Below are 20,084 nucleotides of genomic sequence, written 5' to 3' on the forward strand. Positions count from 1 at the left end.
CGCACCGAGCTTCGATAAGCTCGGTGCGGCGTTACATGACAATCGTTGAGCCGACGCTCAGCGAAGGTAGGTCATCGGGTTCACTGGCGAAGAGTCCTTGCGCACTTCGAAGTGAAGCATCGGGGCGTCGGCGTCACCGGTCATACCCGCCGTCGCGATCTCCTGCCCCCGCTTCACGGTCGCGCCGCGCTGCACCTTGATGTCGTCAGCGTGTCCGTAAACCGTCACGAGACCGTTGTCGTGCTTCACGAGAACGGTCTTGCCGAACTCCTTGAGCCCTTCCCCCGCATAGATGACCACGCCGTTCTCGGCCGCCTTGATCGGCGTACCGCGCGGCACGGAGATGTTGAGACCGTCGTTGCGGCGCGAACCGACCTTGTCACCGAAGCTCTTGATGACGCGGCCCTGAACCGGCCAGCGCATCTGGTCGATGCCTGTGCCGCTCGGGATCGTTGCGATCTCCTCTTCGTCTTCTTTCGAAGCGGATGCTGCCGGAGCCGCTGTGGCAAGCGCCGTGCTGGAAGCGCTGGGCGCTGCCGCAGGCTGCGCGGGGGCCTCATGCGCAACCTGCTTGGGCGCCGTCGCGACTGGAGCTGCCGCCGCAACCGGCGTAGTGATAGCCGGAGCAGTCGTAGCGGTCGCCGGCTTCGCCGAAGCCGCCTCGTGCGCCACGGGCGGTGCGGCTGCGGGTGCCGGGCGCGAATGAGCCGGAGGCGAGCGCGGAACGGCGATCGCGGCGGCCTGTGCCTGAAGCGTCGTCGGCGGTGCTCCGAGCGCTGCATAGCGCGTGTTGGTCGCCGGCTGCGCGGCTGCCGTCATGCTACCGCCCGCCGGAATCACCAGCTTCTGGCCAATCTTCACATTGTCGTCGCTCATACGGTTCGCGGCCCGCAGGTCACTCGACCGTACACCGTGGCGGCGCGCGATACCCAGAAGCGAGTCGCCGGACGTCACGACATAGGTGCCGGCAGAGCCAGTCGAAGCGGGCGCAATCGCGCGGGACGCTTCCGTGCGCGCGACTTCGGCGCGATTGACAGGCGAGGAAACCGGCTGGGACATGGTCGCCGCTGCCGCTGGACGGATCGGCTCATAGGTCTCGTTGCCGCCGCTATAGGACGCGGCCGGCGGAGGCGGCAGGGCCGAGCGCGAGACGCGCGGCGTCGCGGCGGCGTAGGTGCGCGGAGCGCCTGTCGTGCCGGCCCCGTAGGACGCGTTGGGCTGACCCTGCCCATAGGACGGGGCCGCCTCGGCCATAGCGGGCTGCGATTGGATCGGCGCCTTCGGTATGGCACCGGTATAGAAACTATCCTGCAAGCGCGTGGCGTCCGCGCTGCAACCAGCAGCCAAGGCGGCGAGCGCGATCAGCCCCGCCGAGCGCACAAGCCGAAACCGACTCTGATTCAACACGTCCGTCCGCATTGCAGTCCCCAAAAGCATTCGCCCAACCTGGGAACATTAGAGCGCGTTAATGTTACCCGAGGGTTAAACGCCGTCAGGTCATCGATCGAATTCTTTAGAGGTAGCTGGCGACACCCGTCTCAAGCGGCTGGAGACGCGCGTGAAACAGCGTCTCCTCTTCGAAGCGACTGCCTAGGCGCTGATGACGGACGACCCGCTGAACATGGCTCGGATCGCCCAAGGCGCACAGAAGAATGCCCTGAGAGGAAATCTGCTCGACGAAATTTCGAGGCAGCATCTCGAACGAGCCATGAACGACGATGCGATCGAACGGCGCCTGGTCGGGATAGCCCGTTCGCCCGTCTTCTTTCAGATAGGTCACGTTGCCGATGCCGCAGCTTTTCAAACGATCCTGCGCCTTGGTCAGGAGCGTTTTGTAGCGGTCGAGCGTCAACACCTGCACGCAAAGCTTGGCCATAAGTGCCGTAATATAGCCGCTCCCGGTCCCGACCTCCAAAACACGGTGTTCGGGTGCGATCTTCAACGCCGCAACGAGGCGCACCGCGTGGCGTGCGCCCGGCATGGATTGCCCGCAATCGATTGGAAACACCTTATCGCAGTACGCGTCCTTCGCATCCTGCGGAACAAAGAGGCGTCGCGGCACGGACTCGACGGCCGTCAGAACACGGGGCGTCATGCCGTCCACCGTTCGCACCGTCATCAGGAAAGCGGCCAATTGCTCGCGATCAAGCATGGAGTTCGGCATGACGGATCAGCGGAAGAGATCGCGCATCTGCTCTCGCAGAGCGTGATGCGTCAGATCGAGATGAAGCGGTGTCACGGAGATCCGGTGGGCGTTGAGTGCACCGATATCGGACCCGTCCAGTTCGCCCCCCGCTTGGCGGCCGAACTTCAACCAGAAATACGGGAAGCCGCGACCGTCGAGACGCTCTTCAACGCCCAAGGCATAATCCAGCTTTCCCTGCCGGGTCACCTCGATGCCTTCCACGGCGTCGGGCTCCACAGCCGGGAAATTGACGTTGAAAAGCGTGCCGGCCGGCGCATCCACCGAAAGCAGGCGTTGTACGATCAGAGCGCCGTGTTGGAGCGCCGTGGCCCAAACCACATCGCGACCCGAGTTCGGGCGATAGGCCTGACTGAGCGCAATCGAGCGAATGCCCAGCATCATACCCTCGATCGCGCCGGCGACGGTCCCGGAATAGGAGACGTCGTCGCCGATATTCTGCCCGGCATTGACGCCGGATAGAACGAGGTCCGGCGGCTCGGGCATCACATGCTTCACCGCCATGATGACGCAATCCGTTGGCGTACCGCGAAGCGCGAAGCGGCGCTCCCCCTCCTGACGGAGCCGAAGCGGCGATGACAGCGTCAGCGAATGCGACAAGCCGCTTTGGTCCGTTTCCGGTGCCACGACCCACACTTCATCAGACAGCTGGCGTGCGATCTCTTCAACGACCTTCAAGCCTTCGGCATGAATGCCGTCGTCGTTCGTCAGGAGGATGCGCATGAGATCAGCGAGCCCCGATCCGCTCGAGACCGCCGAGATAAGGTTTCAGCACCTCGGGAAGGAGAATGCTGCCGTCTTCCTGCTGGTAGTTTTCCATAACGGCGATCAGAGCCCGGCCAACCGCAGTTCCTGACCCATTCAACGTATGAACGAAGCGCGGCGCGGCCTTTTCCCCAGCCGGGCGATAGCGGGCGTTCATGCGGCGCGCCTGGAAATCTCCGCAAACGGAGCAGGACGAGATCTCGCGGTAAGCGTCCTGTCCCGGCAGCCACACCTCAATGTCGTAGGTCTTACGGGAGGAGAAACCCATATCGCCGGTGCACAGCATCATCGTGCGGAAATGCAGGCCGAGCTTGCTCAGCACGGCTTCGGCGGCCGCCGTCATACGCTCATGCTCTTCCAACGATGTTTCCGGGGTCGTTACGGAAACCAGTTCAGCCTTGTAGAACTGATGCTGACGCAGCATTCCGCGCGTGTCGCGGCCGGCGGACCCCGCTTCGGATCGGAAGCTGGGCGTCAGGGCGGTGAAGCGCAGCGGAAGCGCGGATTCGTCGGTGATCTCCTCGCGGACGAGATTCGTCAGCGACACTTCGGCCGTCGGGATCAGCCAGCGCCCGTCCGTGGTCTGGAACAGGTCCTCGGCGAACTTCGGGAGCTGACTCGTTCCAAACAGCGCCTCGTCTCGCACCAGCAAAGGCGGCGACACCTCTTCATAGCCGAACTCACGCGTGTGAGTGTCGATCATGAACTGACCGAGCGCGCGTTCCATCCGCGCCAGATCCCCCCGAAGCACCGTGAAGCGGGAGCCGGACATGCGGGCGGCGCGCTCGAAGTCCATGAGACCCAGCGCTTCGCCCAGTTCGAAATGCTCCTTGGGCTTGAAGGCAAAGGTCGGCTTTTCGCCTGTGCGCCGAACCTCGACATTGCCTGTTTCGTCGGTCCCGAATGGCACCTCGGGTAGCGGAACATTGGGCAGCGTGGCGAGGACGGCGTCGATCTCGGCATCGATCTCGCGCTCGAGCTTTTCGCCGTCCTGAATCTTCGCCTTCAGCTCCGCGACCGCACGCATGACCTCGTCGACAGCTGCCGCGTCGCCGGACGCCTTGGCCTTACCGATCTGCTTTGAGGCTTCGTTGCGCTGGCTCTGCCAATCCTGCAGAGCCTTGAGATGCTGGCGCCGCTTTTCGTCCAGACGAAGAATGTCGAAGGCGGTCGCGGTTGAACCGCGACGCTTCAAAGCTTCGTCCAGAACTTCCGCGTTTTCGCGGATCCATTTGATATCCAGCATCTTTTCCAGTCCGCTACAGGCGGGCCGGAACCGTCCGGATTACTCCGTGCCGGCTTCTCTGGCCGCCAGACGCACGCCACGTTTCTTCTCGATCATCCGCGCCGTGATGATGGAAATCTCGTAGAGAATGATGGCCGGGATCGCAAGACCGATCTGGGACATGGGATCGGGCGGCGTCAGCACCGCCGCCACGATGAAGGACAAGACGATCGCATATTTGCGCTTGGAGCGCAGACCATCGGCCGTCACGATCCCCGCCCGGACGAGAAGCGAGCAGATCACCGGCAGCTGGAACACGAGACCGAAAGCAATGATCAGGGTCATGATCAGCGAGAGATATTCGGACACGCGCGGCAACAAGAGAATCGCCGCATCGCTTCCCTGCCCCGGCTGCTGCATGGACAGGAAGAACCACATCACCATCGGGGTGAAGAAGAAATAGACCAGGAGCGCTCCCAGCAGAAACAGGAGCGGCGTCGCAACAAGGAACGGAATAAAAGCCGCGCGTTCGTCCCGATAAAGACCGGGTGCCACGAACTTGTAGATCTGGATCGCGATCACTGGAAAGGCGAGGAAGACGCCGCCGAAAGCAGCGACCTTCACCTGCGTGAAGAAATATTCCTGAGGGGCCGTGTAGATCAGCTCCACATTGGAAGGGTCGAGCCCAGCCCAACCGCTGGCGATCTGGTACGGGACGACCAGAACGTTGAAGATGCCCTTCGCGAAGAAGAAGCAGATCAGGAACATCACGAAGAAGCCGGCGATCGACCAGATCAGCCGACGACGCAACTCGATCAAATGTTCGATCAACGGGGCGGACGATGCCTCGATGTCGGACTCGGAACGCTCGGTCACTGAATGCCTCCAACGGGCGTGCGCGTAGCCGAGGATTCGCTGGCCGTCGACGTTTCGGGACGAACCTGAATCGGCGTCGAGCTTGCATCCGTTAGGGGGTAGGCACTCCCATTGACAGCCGAATCGGGTTGAGGAACGGGCCCGGACTCCATCGGCACGGGCGATTGCGTCGGAGACGGAACCTTGGGCTCCGGAGCCTCCGCCGCAGCCTTGATGGACGAACGAATTTCGTCGCCGACTGCGCGGATCGGATTCATCGCCTTGCGAAGGTCGTTGCGCGGATCGAGATCACGCACATCCTTGGCGGTCTGGCGCAGTTCCTCCAACTCGGCCTCTTTCAAGGCCTCGTCGAACTGACGGCGAAAATCCCCCGCCATACGACGCATTTGCGAGCTCACGCGCCCGAAGGTGCGCAGCATCTTGGGGAGATCCTTAGGACCAACGACGACGATCAGAACGACCGCAATTACTAGAAGCTCAAGTCCACCGATGTCGAACATGACGATCCCCGGAAGGCGAACGGCGGCACGATACGTGCCGCCCGTCCCTTAGATGCGGGACTTCTCCGTGACGGAGTCGTGGGTCATGGCGTCGCCCTCGCGAGCGTCCAGAGAACGACGCTCCTGCGTGACCGGCGTTTCGTCGTCGGCCATGCCCTTCTTGAAATTCTTGATGCCCTTGGCGACATCGCCCATCAATTCGGGAATCTTTCCGCGCCCGAACAGAAGCAGCACGACGGCCAGAACGATGAGCCAGTGCCAAATGCTGAAGCTACCCATGATACGCCTCCATGGCGCGGGCAGGCCGCGCACCAAATTCAAACCGAACCCTCGGTCCTTTCAAACACGAAAGTCTCAACCGGATCAACGGCTACAAAGACATCGTGCACATTGTCGGCGAGTTCGCCAGGATGAAACCTCGCCCTGACGGGACCGGATGCGCCATCGACCGCGAGAAGAACTAGTTCCTCGCCGCCCAGGAAACGCCGCTCCAGAACGCGAGCAGACGTTCCCCCCGTCGAAGTCGACAGTTTGACACCGGTCAAACGAACTGCAACGTCCATTTTCGTGCCATCCGATCGTGGCGAGTGTGCGACGATGCCCAGGGGCGTCGTCACTTTTCCTACCTGCACGCTCCCTGCCAAGACATTGATCTCGGACAGGAAACCGGCTGCAAAGAGGCTGGATGGATGGAGGTAGAGTTGTCTCGGCGTTCCCGTCTGGACGAGGCGCCCGTTCCGCAAGAGCGCGATCCGATCGCCCATGCGCATTGCCTCTTCCGGGTCATGCGTGACGATCACGGCAGTCGATCGCGTTTGTGCGAGGATCGCCAGCGTTTCGGCACGCACCTCATCCTTGAGGCGACTATCGAGCCCGGAGAAGGGCTCATCCATCAAGATCACGCGAGGACGCGGCGCCAGAGCGCGGGCCAGGGCAGCCCTTTGTTGTTCCCCGCCCGACAGATGATGCGGGAACGAATCGGCGAGAGGCCCGAGCCGGACATGGTCGAGCGCAGCCTCCGCTCGGGCCTTGGCCTCCCGACGCGGAAGACCGGCAAGGCCGTAGAGCACGTTGTCGCGAAGCGTCTTGTGAGGAAACAGGGCGAAATCTTGAAAGACCAGCCCGACGCCCCTCGTCTCGGGTGGCAGAAATCGCTCTGGTCCGGCAACCAGCCGATCCCCGATCCAGATTTCGCCTCGTGTTTGCCGCTCGATACCCGCCGCCATCCGCAGAAGGCTGGTTTTCCCAGAGCCGGATGGCCCTAGCAGGCACAAGACCTGCCCGGCTTCCGCTTGAATCGATACGTCCCGCAGAATCTCACGTCCCTCGGCCTTGAAGGAGAGATCGCGAAACGTGAGGGCGGATGGCCCAGAATGGATATCGAGAGCAGGTGTGTTCGCTGCAGCGACCGGACGCATGTGAAGTGTCATGTGTCGCGCCCCTCAGCCTCGCTCATCGACCGATCTGAACTTGATCGTTGCGATCAATTAAAGCCGAAGCCCGCTGTCCTCAAGCGAGAGTCGCTGTGAGTCTGGTGAACTCTTCGCGAAGCATCGGCTCGTCGAGAGCTTCCGGGGCGACGCGAATTACGTCCAGCGCCCGTTCCGCGCGCTCGCTGGCGCGTCCGCCCAGTTCGGGAACGCCGGCGGCCACCTGCACCATCTCTGTGATGTCGCCGTTGCAATGAAGCGCCAGATCGCAGCCCGCAGAAATCGCGCCCTTCGCCAGCTCGCCCATATTGCCTTGAAGCGCCTTCATCGACATGTCGTCGCTCATCAGCAATCCGTCGAAGCCGATCAGGCCGCGAATGATCTCGTTGATGACGATGGAAGACAGCGTCGTGGGATGCGCCGGGTCGAGCGCCTCAAACAGGAGATGGGCGGTCATTCCCGCTGGCAGATGGCGCAGATCGCGGAATGGCCGGAAATCGAAACCTTCCAGATCGGTCCGCTCCGCCGTCACGCACGGCAGTTCCAGATGGCTATCGGCGTTGCCACGCCCATGCCCCGGTATGTGCTTCATCACAGGCAGAACCGCGCCCGCCATCAGGCCACGGGCGGCGAGCCCGCCGAGTTCGGCGACGCTGCCCGGATCATCAGCATAGGCGCGATCTCCGATCACCGAATGCGCGCCGGGTTGCGGCACGTCGAGACAGGGAAGGCAATCGACATTGATGCCGTAACCCTGTCGAAGGTCGTGCGCCAGCAGGCGGCCTTGAAGCCATGCGGCCCGCCTGCCCTTGTCGCGATCGGCAGCGTAGACCTGCCCGATCGTCGCCGAGGGCGGAAAGCGCGGCGAAAGCGGAGGGCGCAGGCGCTGAACGCGGCCGCCTTCCTGGTCGATCAGCACAGGAACGGTGTCGCGGCCGTCGAGGCTTTGCAACTCCGCCACGAGGTCACGAACCTGCGCAGCTTCGGAAATATTTCGACCGAAGAGGATATAACCCCAGGGCCGCGCGTCCTGAAAGAAACTGCGCTCGTCGGCGGTCAGCCGAAGTCCGCTGCAGCCGGAAATCCAAGCCTTGGTTCCACTCATCGACACGTCCGTAGGATGCGATTGCTCTGGAGCGGGCTCTGGCGGCCCGCCCTTTCCGGGCAGCTGAACGCTGATCGTGAAGCCAGCCGCGAGGCTCAGCGCGTCACGAAACAGCTTCCGCCGGCTGATTTCAGGCTGTCGCACAGGGATGCCGCCTCGCCCTTGGTCTTGGCCGCCACGCGAACGCGATAGAACGTTCCCTTGCCCGCGATTTCGGCTGACTTGATGCCGACATTGCGGCCGCCGATCACGCTGGAAAACCGCTTGGACAGGTTGGCCATCGATTCTTCGGCCAACGCCTGGCTCGGCTGCGAGGAAATCTGCACAAAGAACGCATCGTCGCTTGGCTGCGCTGGCTGAACCGACGCCACCTGAACGGGGTCGGGCTGCGGAGCGGCGGCCGGCATGGTCGGCGCAACAACTGCGGCAACCGGGGCCGCCGCGGCCGGCTTATGGGCGATCGGCGTCGAAGACGTCGGCAGCATGGCCGGCTGGCCGGCGATACTCGCCTCTTCGGCGGCAGGCGCGAGCGAGCCGTCCGGGCGCACCGTCAGTGTGCGAACCTTGCGCGGTTGGAGCGTCCCTTCTGCCGAGGCGACCTGTGCGCCGGGTGCCGGCGGCACTTCGGGCTCGGCATCCGATTCGCTCGGTAATGCGACATTCTCTCCGACCATGACGCCAGGAAGAGCGGCGGACGATGCGTCGTCGTTTTCCGAAATGTCGATCGGCTCTTCCATCGCGGTCACGAGCTTGCGCTGCGTCGGCGCATCGACCTTGGCGTTTCCGGCCGCAACGTGCTCGTACACCGCCTTGTTCTGGTTCGGGATCGTCCGGCCGCCCGTCTCGGCCGGAACGACCTTGTAGGGCTGGGCGTCGGCCTTGATCAGGATCGGGCCGTCATTGCCCGGCGCGAGCGAGCCGCCGCCGGTGTAAACCATCGTTCCAGCCACGGCGACCACAACGGTCGCGGCCATGCCGCCCATGACCATCGCGAACTTGCGCAGGCGCGACGGACGACGCACGTTCGCGGCAGCCTCTTCGCCATAACGATCATCGTCATAGCCGTATTCGTCTTCGTCATAGGCTTGCGGAGCGGGCTGCATCGCGGCCCATTCGCTGGCGATCAGATCGTCGAAATCATCCAGCGTCAAAGTCTGGCGGGTGTCGGACAATTGCTGACGCGGCGCGACATAGGGCTCGGGCTCGATTTCCCGAGCCGGCGCGAACGATTGTGTTTCCGTCGGATAGCGATCGCGGGGGCGCGCAGGTTGGCTAAGATTGCGCAGGGCTTCCTGGGTCTCCGCGTTCACCGGTCGCGACGGGCGCCCCTGCGGCATGGGGGCGGCCACGCGATCTTCCGGCCCGAGAACGGGTTCATAGCCATGCGAACCCGCCCAATCCTGGCGGGCAGCCTGCGAAGAACCACGCCCCGACGAGCCCTCGACGGCGCGAACGAGATCCGCGAAAGGATCGCGATCGGTCGCGGAGAAATGGGCGTCCCTGTAGTCCTTCATCGCGCCGACCTCACGCAAGGATCACCTCCTAGAACCGAGGCGATCCGTCATTTCCTGAACGTCCTTCCGCCCTATGGGTCGAACATGGTCAAAGCGTGGAGCGTCAACGCATTTCCTCGGGGGCCGATACGCCGACCAGACTGAGACCAGAGGCAATGACGAAGGCGACGGCTTGAACCAATCCCAATCGAGCTGCGGTCATTGTCACATCGTTAGGCTTAACGAAGCGTAACTCGGGCTGATCCTTGCCGCGATTATACTGCCCGTGGAAGGCCGAAGCGACGTCGTAGAGATAGAATGCGAGGCGGTGCGGCTCCTTGGCCTGGGCCGCGCTTTGGATCAAGCGTGGATATTCCGCCAGCTTGCGCACCAGCGCAACTTCCCCTTCGTCCGTCAGACGCGCCAACGCATCGCGATCGACCCGGTCCAGAGCCGACACGTCGATGCCCTCGGCCTGCGCCTGGCGCACGATCGACAGAGCGCGGGCGTGCGCGTACTGAACGTAGAAAACCGGATTGTCTTTCGACTGTTCGGTGACTTTCTGAAAGTCGAAGTCGAGCGGCGCGTCACTCTTGCGGAAGAGCATCATGAAGCGAACGGCATCGCGGCCGACTTCTTCCACCACATCAGCCAACGTCACGAACTCGCCGGCGCGCTTGGACATTTTGACCGGCTCGCCGTTGCGAAACAGCTTCACGAGCTGGCACAGGACGACATCGACCTCGGCCTTGCCGCCGGACACGGCCTTTGCCACCGCTTCCAGACGCTTCACATAGCCACCATGGTCCGCGCCAAGCACATAGACCATCTCGTCGAAGCCGCGCGCGAACTTGTCCGCGAAATAGGCCACGTCGGCCGCGAAGTATGTGTAGGCGCCATTCGACTTGACGAGTGGACGGTCGACATCATCCCCGACATCGGTCGAGCGCAGCAGCGTCTGCTCGCGGTCTTCCCAATCCTCGGGGAGCTGGCCCTTGGGTGGCGGCAATGTGCCCTGATACACAAAACCGCGCTCGCGCAGCGCCTCCACGCTGGCGGCAATACGGCTCGGATCGCCCTCATGTAGCGTCTTTTCGGAGAAGAACACGTCCTGCGTGATGTTGAGCGCCTTCAGGTCGTCCCGAATGCTCATCATCATGGCGCTAATGGCATAGGCCTTCACGACGGGAAGCCATTCGGCCTCATCCTGCGCCAGAAGCGCGCGGCCGTAGCGGATGGCGAGTGCCGAGCCGACCGTCTTCAGGTAGTCGCCGGGATAAAGCCCGACCGGAATCTCGCCGATCGTTTCCCCCAGCGCTTCGCGATAGCGCAGGAAAACGGAGCGGGCGAGGACGTTCACCTGCTCGCCCGCATCGTTGATGTAATATTCCTTGGTCACGTCATGACCGGCAAAGCCCATCAAATTGGCGATCGCATCGCCGACGACAGCGCCCCGGCAATGGCCGACGTGAAGGGGCCCGGTAGGGTTGGCCGATACATATTCGACGTTCACGCGGTGCCCGGTCGACGCACCACGACCGTAATCCAAGCCCTGGATCAGAAGCGCGTGGAGATGGTTCGTCCAAAAAGCCGGCTGGAGACGCAGATTGATGAAACCCGGCCCGGCGATCTCGACCGATGCGACATCCGCGTCGTCCGCGAGCTTGGCAGCGATGTCGTCCGCCAGGTCGCGCGGCTTCAGTCCCAGCGGCTTGGCCAGAACCATGGCGGCATTCGTCGCGAGATCGCCATGGCTGGCGTCCCGTGGCGGCTCGACGGTAATGCGGGAGAGATCGGCTCCCTCAATTCCGCGTGCGGAGAGAATAACTTCAACTGCTTTGCGAACGCGCTGCTCGAAGTCGGTGAAGATATTCATGATCAGGTCCAGATTGGAGAAACCGGCACAACGAGACGCCGCCCACCGCTCGTCCGAACGGGAGTTGAAGCGGCGCGCCTAACGCAATTCGGGCGTATCGTCAAACAAGCGGCGATGTTCCGATACCGCGTAGCTGTCGGTCATACCGGAGAGATAGTCCGAAACGCGCCGCGCGAGGCGCGCCGCGTCCAGACCTTCCAACGCCTCGCTCCAGGCTCCGTGCATTTCTTGAGGAGCGGCGACAAAGCGATGGTACAGATCCTCGACCAAGGTCTCCGCCCGCGTCATGACACGCGAGACGCTTGGGCTGCGATAGACCCGCGCGAAGAGGAAGCTCTTGGTCCGACGGGCCAGTTCTTCCATCTCGGGCGAGAAACAAAGCAGGGTCCGGCCGGCATCGCGCACATCCTGCGCCGTCTCGATGCGATCCTCCTGCAACCGTCGCAAAGTCGCGGTGATCACGTCTTCGACCATGCGCGTGATGTGGCGGCGCATGATCTCGTTCGCCATGCGGGCCGGGTCGAGATTGGGATATTGGGCTCGAACGTCCCGCAGAATGGAACCTGCCAGATCCAGTTCGGCGAGATCATCCAGATGGATCAGCCCGGCTCGCAGCCCATCGTCCAGATCGTGAGTATTATAGGCGATGTCGTCGGAAATTGCCGCCGCCTGGGCTTCCAGGCTAGCGAACCGAGAGAGATCGAGTGGATAGCGCGCGTCGAATTCGAGGATCGGGCGGGGCACCTCACCCTGCCAGGTCGAGTGAGGACCGAGCATGGGTCCATTGTGTTTGACCAGCCCCTCCAGCGTTTCGAAACTAAGGTTCAGACCGTCGAACTCCGCATAGCGCCGTTCCAGCGCCGTCACGATCCGCAGCGACTGCGCATTGTGGTCGAAGCCACCATAGGGCGACATGCAGCGGTCGAGCGCTCGCTCCCCGGCGTGACCGAAAGGCGTATGGCCGAAATCATGGACCAGTGCGATCGCCTCGGTCAGATCCTCGTCCAGCCGAAGCGCACGCGCGAAGGCACGAGCGATCTGCGAAACCTCGATCGTATGGGTCAGGCGCGTGCGGAAGTGATCGCCCTCATAGGCGACGAAAACCTGGGTCTTGTGCTTGAGCCGACGAAAGGCAGTGGAATGGATGATCCGATCCCGGTCGCGCTGAAACGGCGTGCGCGTCGGGCTGTCCGACTCCGCCACGAGGCGGCCGCGCGACCGCTCGGGATCGCTCGCAAAGGGCGCGAGAGCGCAGCGGCCAAAGCCGATCGGGATAAAGCTTGAGTCCGCCGCCATGCAGCCCATCCCTTCGCCTGCGCGCCGAAACATCGGTTCGGCCCGGCGTTGACCCACCGGGAGCGCATCCATACGTTAGGAGCACGAGGTCAACAAGCAGAGGTCGGACAGCGCGTTCCGCTGGCCGAATTCGACATGAGCGAAGTGCTCGCAACGACGACGCCCGTCACGGTTTCCGACGCAGCCGCACAGCGGATCCTGTCCATTCTTCAAAAGACGCCCAGCGAAAACGCCTTACGCATTTCGGTGGAAGGGGGCGGATGCTCCGGTTTTTCCTACAAGTTCGATCTGACGCACGATTCCGAAGCCGACGATCTGGTGATCGAGAAGGACGGCGCGCGGGTGGTCATCGACCAGACCTCCCTCGCCTATCTGGACGGATCGGTCGTGGATTTCGTGGACGATCTCATGGGCCAGTCCTTCCAGATCCGCAATCCGAACGCCGTCGCCTCCTGCGGATGCGGAACCTCCTTCTCGATTTGACAGGGCGCGCCCGCAAGGGCATGGCGGGCAGGTCAGCGACCGAAACGCGCCAGCCGCGTTTTCAGGGCCGCTATGATGGATTGTGGTGGTCCCAGACGGTCTTCGCAGGCCTCGGGCTTCACGGAGAGTTTCGATGCTGGTCGCCACATGGAACATCAACGGCGTCAAGGCGCGGCTCGACGCTCTTCTTCAATGGCTGGACGAGTGTCAGCCTGATGTGGCCTGCCTTCAGGAGATCAAGAGCGTCGATGAGGCCTTCCCGCGCGCCGAAATCGAAGCGCGCGGCTGGCAGATCGAAACACATGGCCAGAAAGGCTTCAACGGCGTCGCGCTCGTGTCGAAGACCCCAGCCCTCTCGATCGAGCGCGGGCTGGCTGGCGACGAGACGGACGAGCAGGCGCGCTTCATATCGGGGCTATGGTCGACGAGCCGAGGTCCGATCCGCATCGCCTCGCTGTACCTTCCCAACGGCAACCCGGTCGGCACGGAGAAATTCCCCTATAAGCTTCGCTGGATGGAGCGTCTGGAGCGCACTGCACGGCAATGGTTGGCTGAGGAGACGCCGTTCGTTCTCGCCGGAGATTACAACGTGATCCCGCAGCCGGAGGACGCCAAGAATGCCGCAGATTGGCTGGGGGACGCGCTGTATCAGCCGGAAAGCCGCGCCGCTTATCGTCGTCTGATGAATCTGGGTCTGGTCGATGCCCTTCGCGCCACCACGGACCGCGCACAGACCTATACGTTCTGGGACTATCAGGCCGGCGCTTGGCCGAAGAACAACGGCATCCGCATCGACCATATGCTCCTGTCTCCCGAGCTATCGGCGGCCATGAAGGGCGTGCGGATCGACAAATATGTCCGGGCTTGCGAAAAGCCGTCCGACCACGTTCCGGTCGTGCTCAATATCGAAGACTGAGAACCCGCGACTGAAAGCTGGCCGATTCGGCTGGCCGCTTATTGCGGGTCCGGGTCGCTCTGGGACGCGTAAGCCAGCGCTGTGCGTCGTTCGGTTTCGCTCGACAGGGAGAAGGCTTCCTCCTGAAGCGGACGAATCCAATCCTTGTCCTTGTCGGGCGCCGCCTTCAGCGCGCGCGTCAGCATGGCGAGCCCCTTGGCCGGCTCGGCCTGAAGCGAAATCGTTTCGCCATCGAACAGGAGATAGCCGAGCAGCGCCTCAGCCTTCGCATAGCCCTTCTTGGCGGCAAGTTGCAACCAGCGCGCGGCTTGGCGAGGATTGGGGCGCCCGCCCTCGCCCGCCAGCAGCATTCGACCCAGTTCGAACTGCGCCTGCGCGTCCCCAAAATAAGTCGCCGCATGAGCGTAAAGCTGGCGCGCCTGCGCCGGGTCCGCCGAAACGGGCGTGCCGGGAATGCCGCTGCGCATATACTCCGCCAGCGCGATCACTGCGCTCGCGACATAGGCCGCGTTCGGCGAGGAAGACGTATCGTCTTCCTGATCGCGAACGATTTCCTCGAACATCTTGAAGGCTTCGAAATCGTCTTCCTTGACGCCGTCGCCTTCGGCATACATCTGACCGAGCTTCCAACGCGCGCCGGCATGACCGAGATCGGCTGCCCGCTGCAAGGCCTGTAAGGCTTCGAGCTTGTGGCCGCGCTTATAGGCCGCAAAGCCCATCGAGAAAAACTCGCGCGGCGATTTGCTGTGCGGGTCTGCCGCCAGGGACAAGGGATCGAGAGCCCACGCTTGCCCCAGCAAGCTGCAGACGATCACAAATGGCAGGCATAGGACGGAAACACCGGTCAGACGCATCGGCACGAAACTCAAGCGTCTCGAGTCCGAAGGACAATTGTGCTGGAGCCCATCGAACCGTCGACGCGAGTTTCCCAAGACGAACCGATCGTGATCACGCCAAACGTCGTCCGCATTTGAGCGGACATCCGAGGGACGGACGTTTGTTGACACACAATATCGCGGCGGCTCCCGGGAAGATTCGGGTGTCTGACGAGGGCCTGAGCGACCTTACTGACGGGAACTTGGTCGAACGTCATGACACCTCAACGACCCGACCAATCCTAAGGGAAAATCGAGTCTTTCCAGCGATGATGCTTGCCGGGTCTTGCCGTTCTTTTATGGCGGCAACGGGGCACCATCTCGCGGATCCATGTTATCCGATGAGATCGCACAATACTGTTGCCGTCACTCCACAGAATGCCCCTCGGCAACTTTGCGAACGAGTTGATTCCGAGCCGGCAACACAAAAAGCGCCCGGACGAAGCCGGGCGCAGACGCTCATTGATCGGTAGGTACGACGGTCAGAAGTTGAGTTTCAGCGAGGCATTTGCCGCATAGACCCAGTCGTCGCCGACCGTCGCATTGAAAAGCGCACCCCGACTGACGCTCTGGCTCCCGCCGGTCCAGTAGCCGACGAGACCACCGAAGCGGAGTTCCGCCCACTTGTTGTTCTTGAGCGAGACGCCGCCGGACAGCGTGTAGATATCCGTATAGGTCGTTTCGGACCCACGCGAGACGCCGCTGTCGTAGCCAATCGAAATGCTGCCCGAGACGTTCTCATTGAAGGCACGGCCGACGCCGAGGCTCACGGTGTAGCCATCATCCCAGTTGTAGGGGCTGATATTGGGAATGCCCGCTACCGTCGTCACAACGGCCTTGTTGGTGCTCCAGTCCGTCCAGCGGAATGAAGCGAGCAGAAGCGTGCCTTCTGCTATGCCGGTCTGGAAATTGACGTTCAGGCTTTGCGGGCTCGTGGCCGTGTTCTGATATGCCGGAAGACCGCTCGCCAGAACCGTTCCCGTGGTCGGAAGAGCGGAGATCAGCGCCGACGGAACGGAAATACCGTTGCCGGCGAGGAAGGCCGCAGCGGTTGGGATCGAAAGGCGGCGACCATCCGCGAGTTGGACAAATGCGTCACCCGTCGCGGCTAGAGTGCCTGTGCCTGCGATGTCGTCATGCTTCACTTCGGAGCGGTAGAGCACCTGAGCGCGCAGAGCGATCTCCGGGATCTCGAAGGCCGCGCCGATGCGATAGCCAGGCTTGTTGCTCGCGTCGGTATCGGCCGTCAATGCGACCGGAACTAGAAGGCTGGCCCCGAGACCGCCCAGCGTCCGGCTCAGGGAAGCCGGCAGGCTGGCCGAAATATTGCGGTTGGCGAGCGAAGTTCCGTTGAACTCGAAATCCTCGACGAACAAACCGCCGAGCAGGCTGAAGCGCATTCGATCCTGCGTATAGCTCACGCGGCAGGTCGCGCTCCATTCGTTGGATTTGAATTCCAGATCGCGCACGCGCGCCCCGCCGGGAAACTGCGCGGGCTGGGCGCCCCCGGGAAGCGATCGGTAATCGCCTTCCCCCGCAAAGGACTCCACGTAGTTGCCAGCGCAGGCGGCCGCTTCGCCGCCGAATTTGATGGCCGCGCTGGGGATCTGATAACTGCCGGTATAGGTCCCGTAGTCGCCGCGAACCCCGTTGATCGACTCGAAGCCGCGCTGGGGCGAAACATAGGTGAAGCTCAGTCGATTGGAGAACGTGCCCGGTTCGTAGAGAATGTCGGTATCGGCCGTTCCACGCTGGAAGCCGCCGGCCTGCGCCATTCCCATGGTCGACGCGAGCGCCGTCGAAGCGATGATCAGTTGACGCGCGAACTTCATGCAAATTTCCCCCAGACCGGTCTGCGCGCGAATTCTAGACGCTTCGGCTTGCTGGGAGCCTGTCATAAGTGCCTTCTGGTTGAAACCTTACGATCTGGCCATCTCGCGAATTGTGGCAGTGCTGTGATCCCGTCTCAACACCTGAAGCGTGATGCGAAGCGCAAGCGCCAAGATCCTGCGATTCCAGTCTATTTAAAGAAAAGGCGGAGGACCTGCCTGCGCGATCCTTCCGCCTTCCAATCGATATGGAACTCTTCCCTTTACGGAAGAGTTCAAATGCGTTGCGCGTAAGTCACATAATGCGGTGCGACAATTCTTTCGTCACTGCAGCATGTCCAGCGCAGCGCGAAGTTTGCGAGCCTCGCCCAAGAACGTTTCGCGCTTCTCACGCTCTTGCTCGACCAACTCTTCGGGCGCATTCGCCACGAACTTCTCGTTCGATAGCTTCTTGTCGATTCGCTCCACTTCGCCCACGAGCTTGGCTTCGGCCTTCTGCAGGCGAGTCCGCTCGGCGGCAAAGTCGATCATTCCCGCCAGCGGCAGCGCGTAGGTGACGTTGCTCAGAACGAGCTGCGCGGATTGCGTCGGCGCAATTGCAGCCACGGACACTTCCGAAAGCCTGGCCAGACGACGCAGCGCCGCATCATGCCGTGCCAGGCGCTCCCGCACGGCCTCGTCCGCTGCCACGGCGACCAGAGCCGCCTCCGCCGATGGCGGGACGTTCATCTCCGCTCGCACCGAGCGAATGGCGCCGACGAGATCGACCAGCCAGTTCAGATCACTGGCGGCAGTCTCGTCGCGGAAGGACATGCTGGGCCAAGGCGCGTGACACAGGAGCGTGTCGCGCGAGCGCCCTTCCGGCGCCGTCACGTCCCACAGCTCCTCCGTCAGGAAGGGCATGAAGGGATGCAGAAGCGCGTAGAGCTGATCCAACACGAAGCCGGTGACGACCCGCGTCTCGGCCTTCGCCTGTTCGTCGTCCGACAGGAAGATCGGCTTGGCGAGTTCGAGATACCAGTCGCACACGATGTTCCAGGCGAAGCGATAGAGCGTCGCAGCTGCATCGTTAAAGCGATGGGACGCCAGAGCCGTATCGACATCCGCAATCGCGCGGGACAATTCCGTCACGACCCAGCGGTTGACGGCAAGGGTCAGTTCCTCGCCGCGCACGCTCTGGCCATGAACAGCGCCGTTCATCTCCGCGAAGCGCGTGGCGTTCCAGATCTTGGTGCCGAAGTTGCGATACCCGGCGATGCGCTGTGGATCGAGCTTCACGTCCCGCCCCTGCGCAGCCATGATGGCCAGCGTGAAGCGCAGGGCGTCGGCGCCATACTCGTTCACGATGTCGAGCGGATCGATGACGTTGCCTTTCGACTTCGACATCTTCGCGCCGCTCTTGTCGCGGACCAGAGCGTGGACGTAGACGGTGTGAAACGGCTCCTGCTCCATGAAGTGAAGGCCCATCATCATCATCCGGGCGACCCAGAAGAAGATGATGTCGAAGCCGGTGACGAGCACGCTCGTCGGATAATAGGTCTTCAGCTCCGGCGTCTGGTCGGGCCAGCCCAGCGTGGAGAAGGGCCAGAGCGCCGAGGAGAACCAAGTGTCGAGCACGTCCTCGTCGCGCGTCAGGAACGGGTCGAGCCGCTCCTGATCGTCGGCGTAGGCGCGGGCTTCCGCATCCGTGATCGTGCCGTTGGTGACGTAATGGGCCAGAGCGGCCGCGATCGCCGCCTCCTCGTCCTCGTCGACGAAGATGGTGCCGTCCGGGCCATACCAGGCCGGAATGCGGTGTCCCCACCAAAGCTGGCGGGAAATGCACCAGGGCTGGATATTCTCCATCCACTCGAAATAGGTCTTTTCCCAGTTGCGCGGCACGAACTGGGTGCGTCCTTCGCGCACGCTGGCGATTGCGGGCTTGGCGAGCGTCGCGGCGTCGACATACCATTGGTCGGTAAGGTACGGCTCGATCGGCACGCCGCTGCGGTCGCCATGGGGGACCATATGCGTGTGGTCCTCGATCTTGGCGAGATAGCCTTCCGACTCCATCCATTCGACCAGCAGCTTGCGCGCGGCGAAGCGGTCGAGCCCCTCGAACAGCCCAATGGCGCGCTCGCCATCGGCGGGATAAAGCCCTTCGAGGAAATCGGCATTGTCGCGCAGCGCGATCGTGCCATCCACCGCCATGATGTTGATGCGGCGCAGATCGTTGCGCTTACCGACTTCGAAATCGTTGAAGTCATGGGCCGGCGTGATCTTGACGGCGCCGGACCCGGCTTCCGGATCGGCATAATCATCTGCGACAACGGGAATGAGACGGCCGATCAGGGGCAGGCGCACCATCTTTCCGACCAGCGCGGAATAGCGCTCGTCGCCCGGATTCACGGCCACGCCGGTATCGCCCAACATGGTTTCCGGCCGTGTGGTGGCGACCGTGACGAAGGTTTCCGGGTTCTCCGGGTCGTAATTGCGACCTTCCACCGGATAGCGGAAGTGCCAGAGCGAACCCTTCACCTCCTGCTGCTCGACTTCCAGATCGGAAATTGCCGTCAACAGTTTGGGGTCCCAGTTCACCAGGCGCTTGTCGCGATAAATCAGCCCCTCGCGATACAGCTGGACGAAGACCTTCCGCACGGCTTTCGACAGACCCTCGTCCATCGTGAAGCGCTCGCGCGACCAGTCGCAGGACGCGCCGAGACGACGGAGCTGGCCGAGGATCGTCCCGCCCGATTCGCCCTTCCATTTCCACACGCGCTCGATAAAGGCCTCGCGGCCCATGGTACGGCGCGAGGGCTCCTGCCGCTCGGCCAGTTGACGTTCGACGACCATCTGCGTTGCGATGCCGGCATGATCGAGGCCCGGCTGCCACAAGACGTTCTTGCCGCGCATTCGCTCGCTTCGCACCAGAATGTCCTGAAGCGTGTTGTTGAGCGCATGGCCGATATGGAGCGAGCCCGTGACGTTGGGCGGGGGAATCACGATCGAGAAGGGCTCGGCGTCGGGCTTGGCAGCCGCACCGGCGGCGAAGGCATCGGCGCTTTCCCAACGCTCCGCGATTCGGGGCTCGACGACGGCCGCGTCGTAGGTCTTCTCGATCATGATTGTCCAACCATTCCAAAGGAGGATTGTCGGTTACAGGCAGAGTTTTGCGGGTGTCAACGCGGCGGCAACGCCCAAGCGCACGCCGCGCCTCCTAAAACAAAAAAGGA

The 20,084-nt window shown here is 62.7% G+C and carries 17 protein-coding genes; 2 read left to right on the forward strand and 15 right to left on the reverse strand.

Annotation, left to right across the window (positions count from 1 at the left end):
- Nucleotides 1–57: 57 nt before the first annotated feature.
- The 12 genes from AUL28_RS14040 to AUL28_RS14095 all read right to left on the reverse strand — a co-directional run bounded on the left by AUL28_RS14040 (nucleotide 58) and on the right by AUL28_RS14095 (nucleotide 12,769).
- Entirely contained in the window at nucleotides 58–1,407 is a 1,350-nt protein-coding gene (locus tag AUL28_RS14040; RefSeq protein WP_244493527.1) for a M23 family metallopeptidase, read from the reverse strand.
- Between the two features lie 106 nt (nucleotides 1,408–1,513).
- The gene (locus tag AUL28_RS14045) at nucleotides 1,514–2,152 is read right to left on the reverse strand and encodes a methyltransferase domain-containing protein (protein ID WP_192843465.1); all 639 of its coding nucleotides are present in this window, start codon (nucleotides 2,150–2,152) and stop codon (nucleotides 1,514–1,516) included.
- Between the two features lie 18 nt (nucleotides 2,153–2,170).
- On the reverse strand, nucleotides 2,171–2,926 hold the full coding sequence (gene surE / locus AUL28_RS14050; RefSeq protein WP_062233688.1) for a 5'/3'-nucleotidase SurE: 756 nt from the start codon (nucleotides 2,924–2,926) through the stop codon (nucleotides 2,171–2,173).
- A gap of 4 nt (nucleotides 2,927–2,930) precedes the next feature.
- Nucleotides 2,931–4,214 carry a serine--tRNA ligase gene (gene serS, locus AUL28_RS14055; RefSeq protein WP_062233691.1) on the reverse strand — a complete coding sequence of 428 codons (1,284 nt, stop codon included), beginning with the start codon at nucleotides 4,212–4,214 and terminating at the stop codon, nucleotides 2,931–2,933.
- A gap of 39 nt (nucleotides 4,215–4,253) precedes the next feature.
- Entirely contained in the window at nucleotides 4,254–5,069 is an 816-nt protein-coding gene (gene tatC / locus AUL28_RS14060; protein ID WP_062233693.1) for a twin-arginine translocase subunit TatC, read from the reverse strand.
- Entirely contained in the window at nucleotides 5,066–5,569 is a 504-nt protein-coding gene (gene tatB, locus AUL28_RS23705) for a Sec-independent protein translocase protein TatB (RefSeq protein ID WP_082640466.1), read from the reverse strand. The genes tatC and tatB overlap by 4 nt, the downstream gene beginning before the upstream one ends.
- A 48-nt stretch (nucleotides 5,570–5,617) precedes the next feature.
- A complete protein-coding gene (locus AUL28_RS14070) occupies nucleotides 5,618–5,848 on the reverse strand; it encodes a twin-arginine translocase TatA/TatE family subunit (protein ID WP_058598243.1) in 231 nt (76 codons plus the stop codon).
- Nucleotides 5,849–5,886: 38 nt separating this feature from the next.
- Nucleotides 5,887–6,987, reverse strand: coding sequence for an ABC transporter ATP-binding protein (locus AUL28_RS14075; protein WP_062233766.1), 1,101 nt, complete (start codon nucleotides 6,985–6,987; stop codon nucleotides 5,887–5,889).
- A gap of 91 nt (nucleotides 6,988–7,078) precedes the next feature.
- The gene (locus AUL28_RS14080; RefSeq protein ID WP_062233696.1) at nucleotides 7,079–8,104 is read right to left on the reverse strand and encodes a glycoside hydrolase family 3 N-terminal domain-containing protein; all 1,026 of its coding nucleotides are present in this window, start codon (nucleotides 8,102–8,104) and stop codon (nucleotides 7,079–7,081) included.
- A 95-nt stretch (nucleotides 8,105–8,199) separates the two neighbouring features.
- On the reverse strand, nucleotides 8,200–9,636 hold the full coding sequence (locus AUL28_RS14085; protein ID WP_062233699.1) for an SPOR domain-containing protein: 1,437 nt from the start codon (nucleotides 9,634–9,636) through the stop codon (nucleotides 8,200–8,202).
- A gap of 85 nt (nucleotides 9,637–9,721) precedes the next feature.
- The gene (gene argS, locus AUL28_RS14090) at nucleotides 9,722–11,473 is read right to left on the reverse strand and encodes an arginine--tRNA ligase (protein WP_062233702.1); all 1,752 of its coding nucleotides are present in this window, start codon (nucleotides 11,471–11,473) and stop codon (nucleotides 9,722–9,724) included.
- A 78-nt stretch (nucleotides 11,474–11,551) separates the two neighbouring features.
- A complete protein-coding gene (locus tag AUL28_RS14095) occupies nucleotides 11,552–12,769 on the reverse strand; it encodes a deoxyguanosinetriphosphate triphosphohydrolase (protein WP_062233705.1) in 1,218 nt (405 codons plus the stop codon).
- A gap of 135 nt (nucleotides 12,770–12,904) precedes the next feature.
- On the opposite strand from AUL28_RS14095, the gene erpA reads away from it, so the two are divergent.
- Together erpA and xth are read left to right on the forward strand one after the other, a co-directional pair.
- Nucleotides 12,905–13,252 carry an iron-sulfur cluster insertion protein ErpA gene (gene erpA, locus AUL28_RS14100; RefSeq protein WP_062220442.1) on the forward strand — a complete coding sequence of 116 codons (348 nt, stop codon included), beginning with the start codon at nucleotides 12,905–12,907 and terminating at the stop codon, nucleotides 13,250–13,252.
- Nucleotides 13,253–13,385: 133 nt separating this feature from the next.
- Nucleotides 13,386–14,168 (forward strand): exodeoxyribonuclease III, encoded by a 783-nt coding sequence (gene xth, locus AUL28_RS14105; RefSeq protein ID WP_062233708.1) that lies wholly within the window; start codon nucleotides 13,386–13,388, stop codon nucleotides 14,166–14,168.
- Nucleotides 14,169–14,206: 38 nt separating this feature from the next.
- Here the strand turns inward: xth and AUL28_RS14110 are convergent, their stop codons facing one another.
- The 3 genes from AUL28_RS14110 to AUL28_RS14120 all read right to left on the reverse strand — a co-directional run bounded on the left by AUL28_RS14110 (nucleotide 14,207) and on the right by AUL28_RS14120 (nucleotide 19,974).
- The gene (locus AUL28_RS14110; RefSeq protein WP_244493528.1) at nucleotides 14,207–14,938 is read right to left on the reverse strand and encodes a tetratricopeptide repeat protein; all 732 of its coding nucleotides are present in this window, start codon (nucleotides 14,936–14,938) and stop codon (nucleotides 14,207–14,209) included.
- A gap of 587 nt (nucleotides 14,939–15,525) precedes the next feature.
- Nucleotides 15,526–16,875: a long-chain fatty acid transporter gene (locus AUL28_RS14115; RefSeq protein WP_062220451.1), complete on the reverse strand. Its 1,350-nt coding sequence runs from the start codon at nucleotides 16,873–16,875 to the stop codon at nucleotides 15,526–15,528.
- A gap of 321 nt (nucleotides 16,876–17,196) precedes the next feature.
- Entirely contained in the window at nucleotides 17,197–19,974 is a 2,778-nt protein-coding gene (locus tag AUL28_RS14120) for a valine--tRNA ligase (RefSeq protein WP_062233711.1), read from the reverse strand.
- Nucleotides 19,975–20,084: the final 110 nt, after the last annotated feature.

It is taken from the genome of Aureimonas sp. N4, from assembly GCF_001463925.1.
Taxonomy (GTDB): Bacteria; Pseudomonadota; Alphaproteobacteria; order Rhizobiales; family Rhizobiaceae; genus Aureimonas; species Aureimonas ureilytica_A.

Excerpts from the sequence above, each read along its gene's own strand:
- AUL28_RS14045 (WP_192843465.1), bottom strand. The coding sequence starts at position 2,152 with ATGCTTGATCGCGAGCAATTGGCCGCTTTCCTGATGACGGTGCGAACG.
- surE (WP_062233688.1), bottom strand. The coding sequence starts at position 2,926 with ATGCGCATCCTCCTGACGAACGACGACGGCATTCATGCCGAAGGCTTG.
- serS (WP_062233691.1), bottom strand. The coding sequence starts at position 4,214 with ATGCTGGATATCAAATGGATCCGCGAAAACGCGGAAGTTCTGGACGAA.
- tatB (WP_082640466.1), bottom strand. The coding sequence starts at position 5,569 with ATGTTCGACATCGGTGGACTTGAGCTTCTAGTAATTGCGGTCGTTCTG.
- AUL28_RS14070 (WP_058598243.1), bottom strand. The coding sequence starts at position 5,848 with ATGGGTAGCTTCAGCATTTGGCACTGGCTCATCGTTCTGGCCGTCGTG.
- AUL28_RS14075 (WP_062233766.1), bottom strand. The coding sequence starts at position 6,987 with ATGCGTCCGGTCGCTGCAGCGAACACACCTGCTCTCGATATCCATTCT.
- AUL28_RS14080 (WP_062233696.1), bottom strand. The coding sequence starts at position 8,104 with ATGAGTGGAACCAAGGCTTGGATTTCCGGCTGCAGCGGACTTCGGCTG.
- argS (WP_062233702.1), bottom strand. The coding sequence starts at position 11,473 with ATGAATATCTTCACCGACTTCGAGCAGCGCGTTCGCAAAGCAGTTGAA.
- AUL28_RS14095 (WP_062233705.1), bottom strand. The coding sequence starts at position 12,769 with ATGGCGGCGGACTCAAGCTTTATCCCGATCGGCTTTGGCCGCTGCGCT.
- erpA (WP_062220442.1), top strand. The coding sequence starts at position 12,905 with ATGAGCGAAGTGCTCGCAACGACGACGCCCGTCACGGTTTCCGACGCA.
- xth (WP_062233708.1), top strand. The coding sequence starts at position 13,386 with ATGCTGGTCGCCACATGGAACATCAACGGCGTCAAGGCGCGGCTCGAC.
- AUL28_RS14115 (WP_062220451.1), bottom strand. The coding sequence starts at position 16,875 with ATGAAGTTCGCGCGTCAACTGATCATCGCTTCGACGGCGCTCGCGTCG.
- AUL28_RS14120 (WP_062233711.1), bottom strand. The coding sequence starts at position 19,974 with ATGATCGAGAAGACCTACGACGCGGCCGTCGTCGAGCCCCGAATCGCG.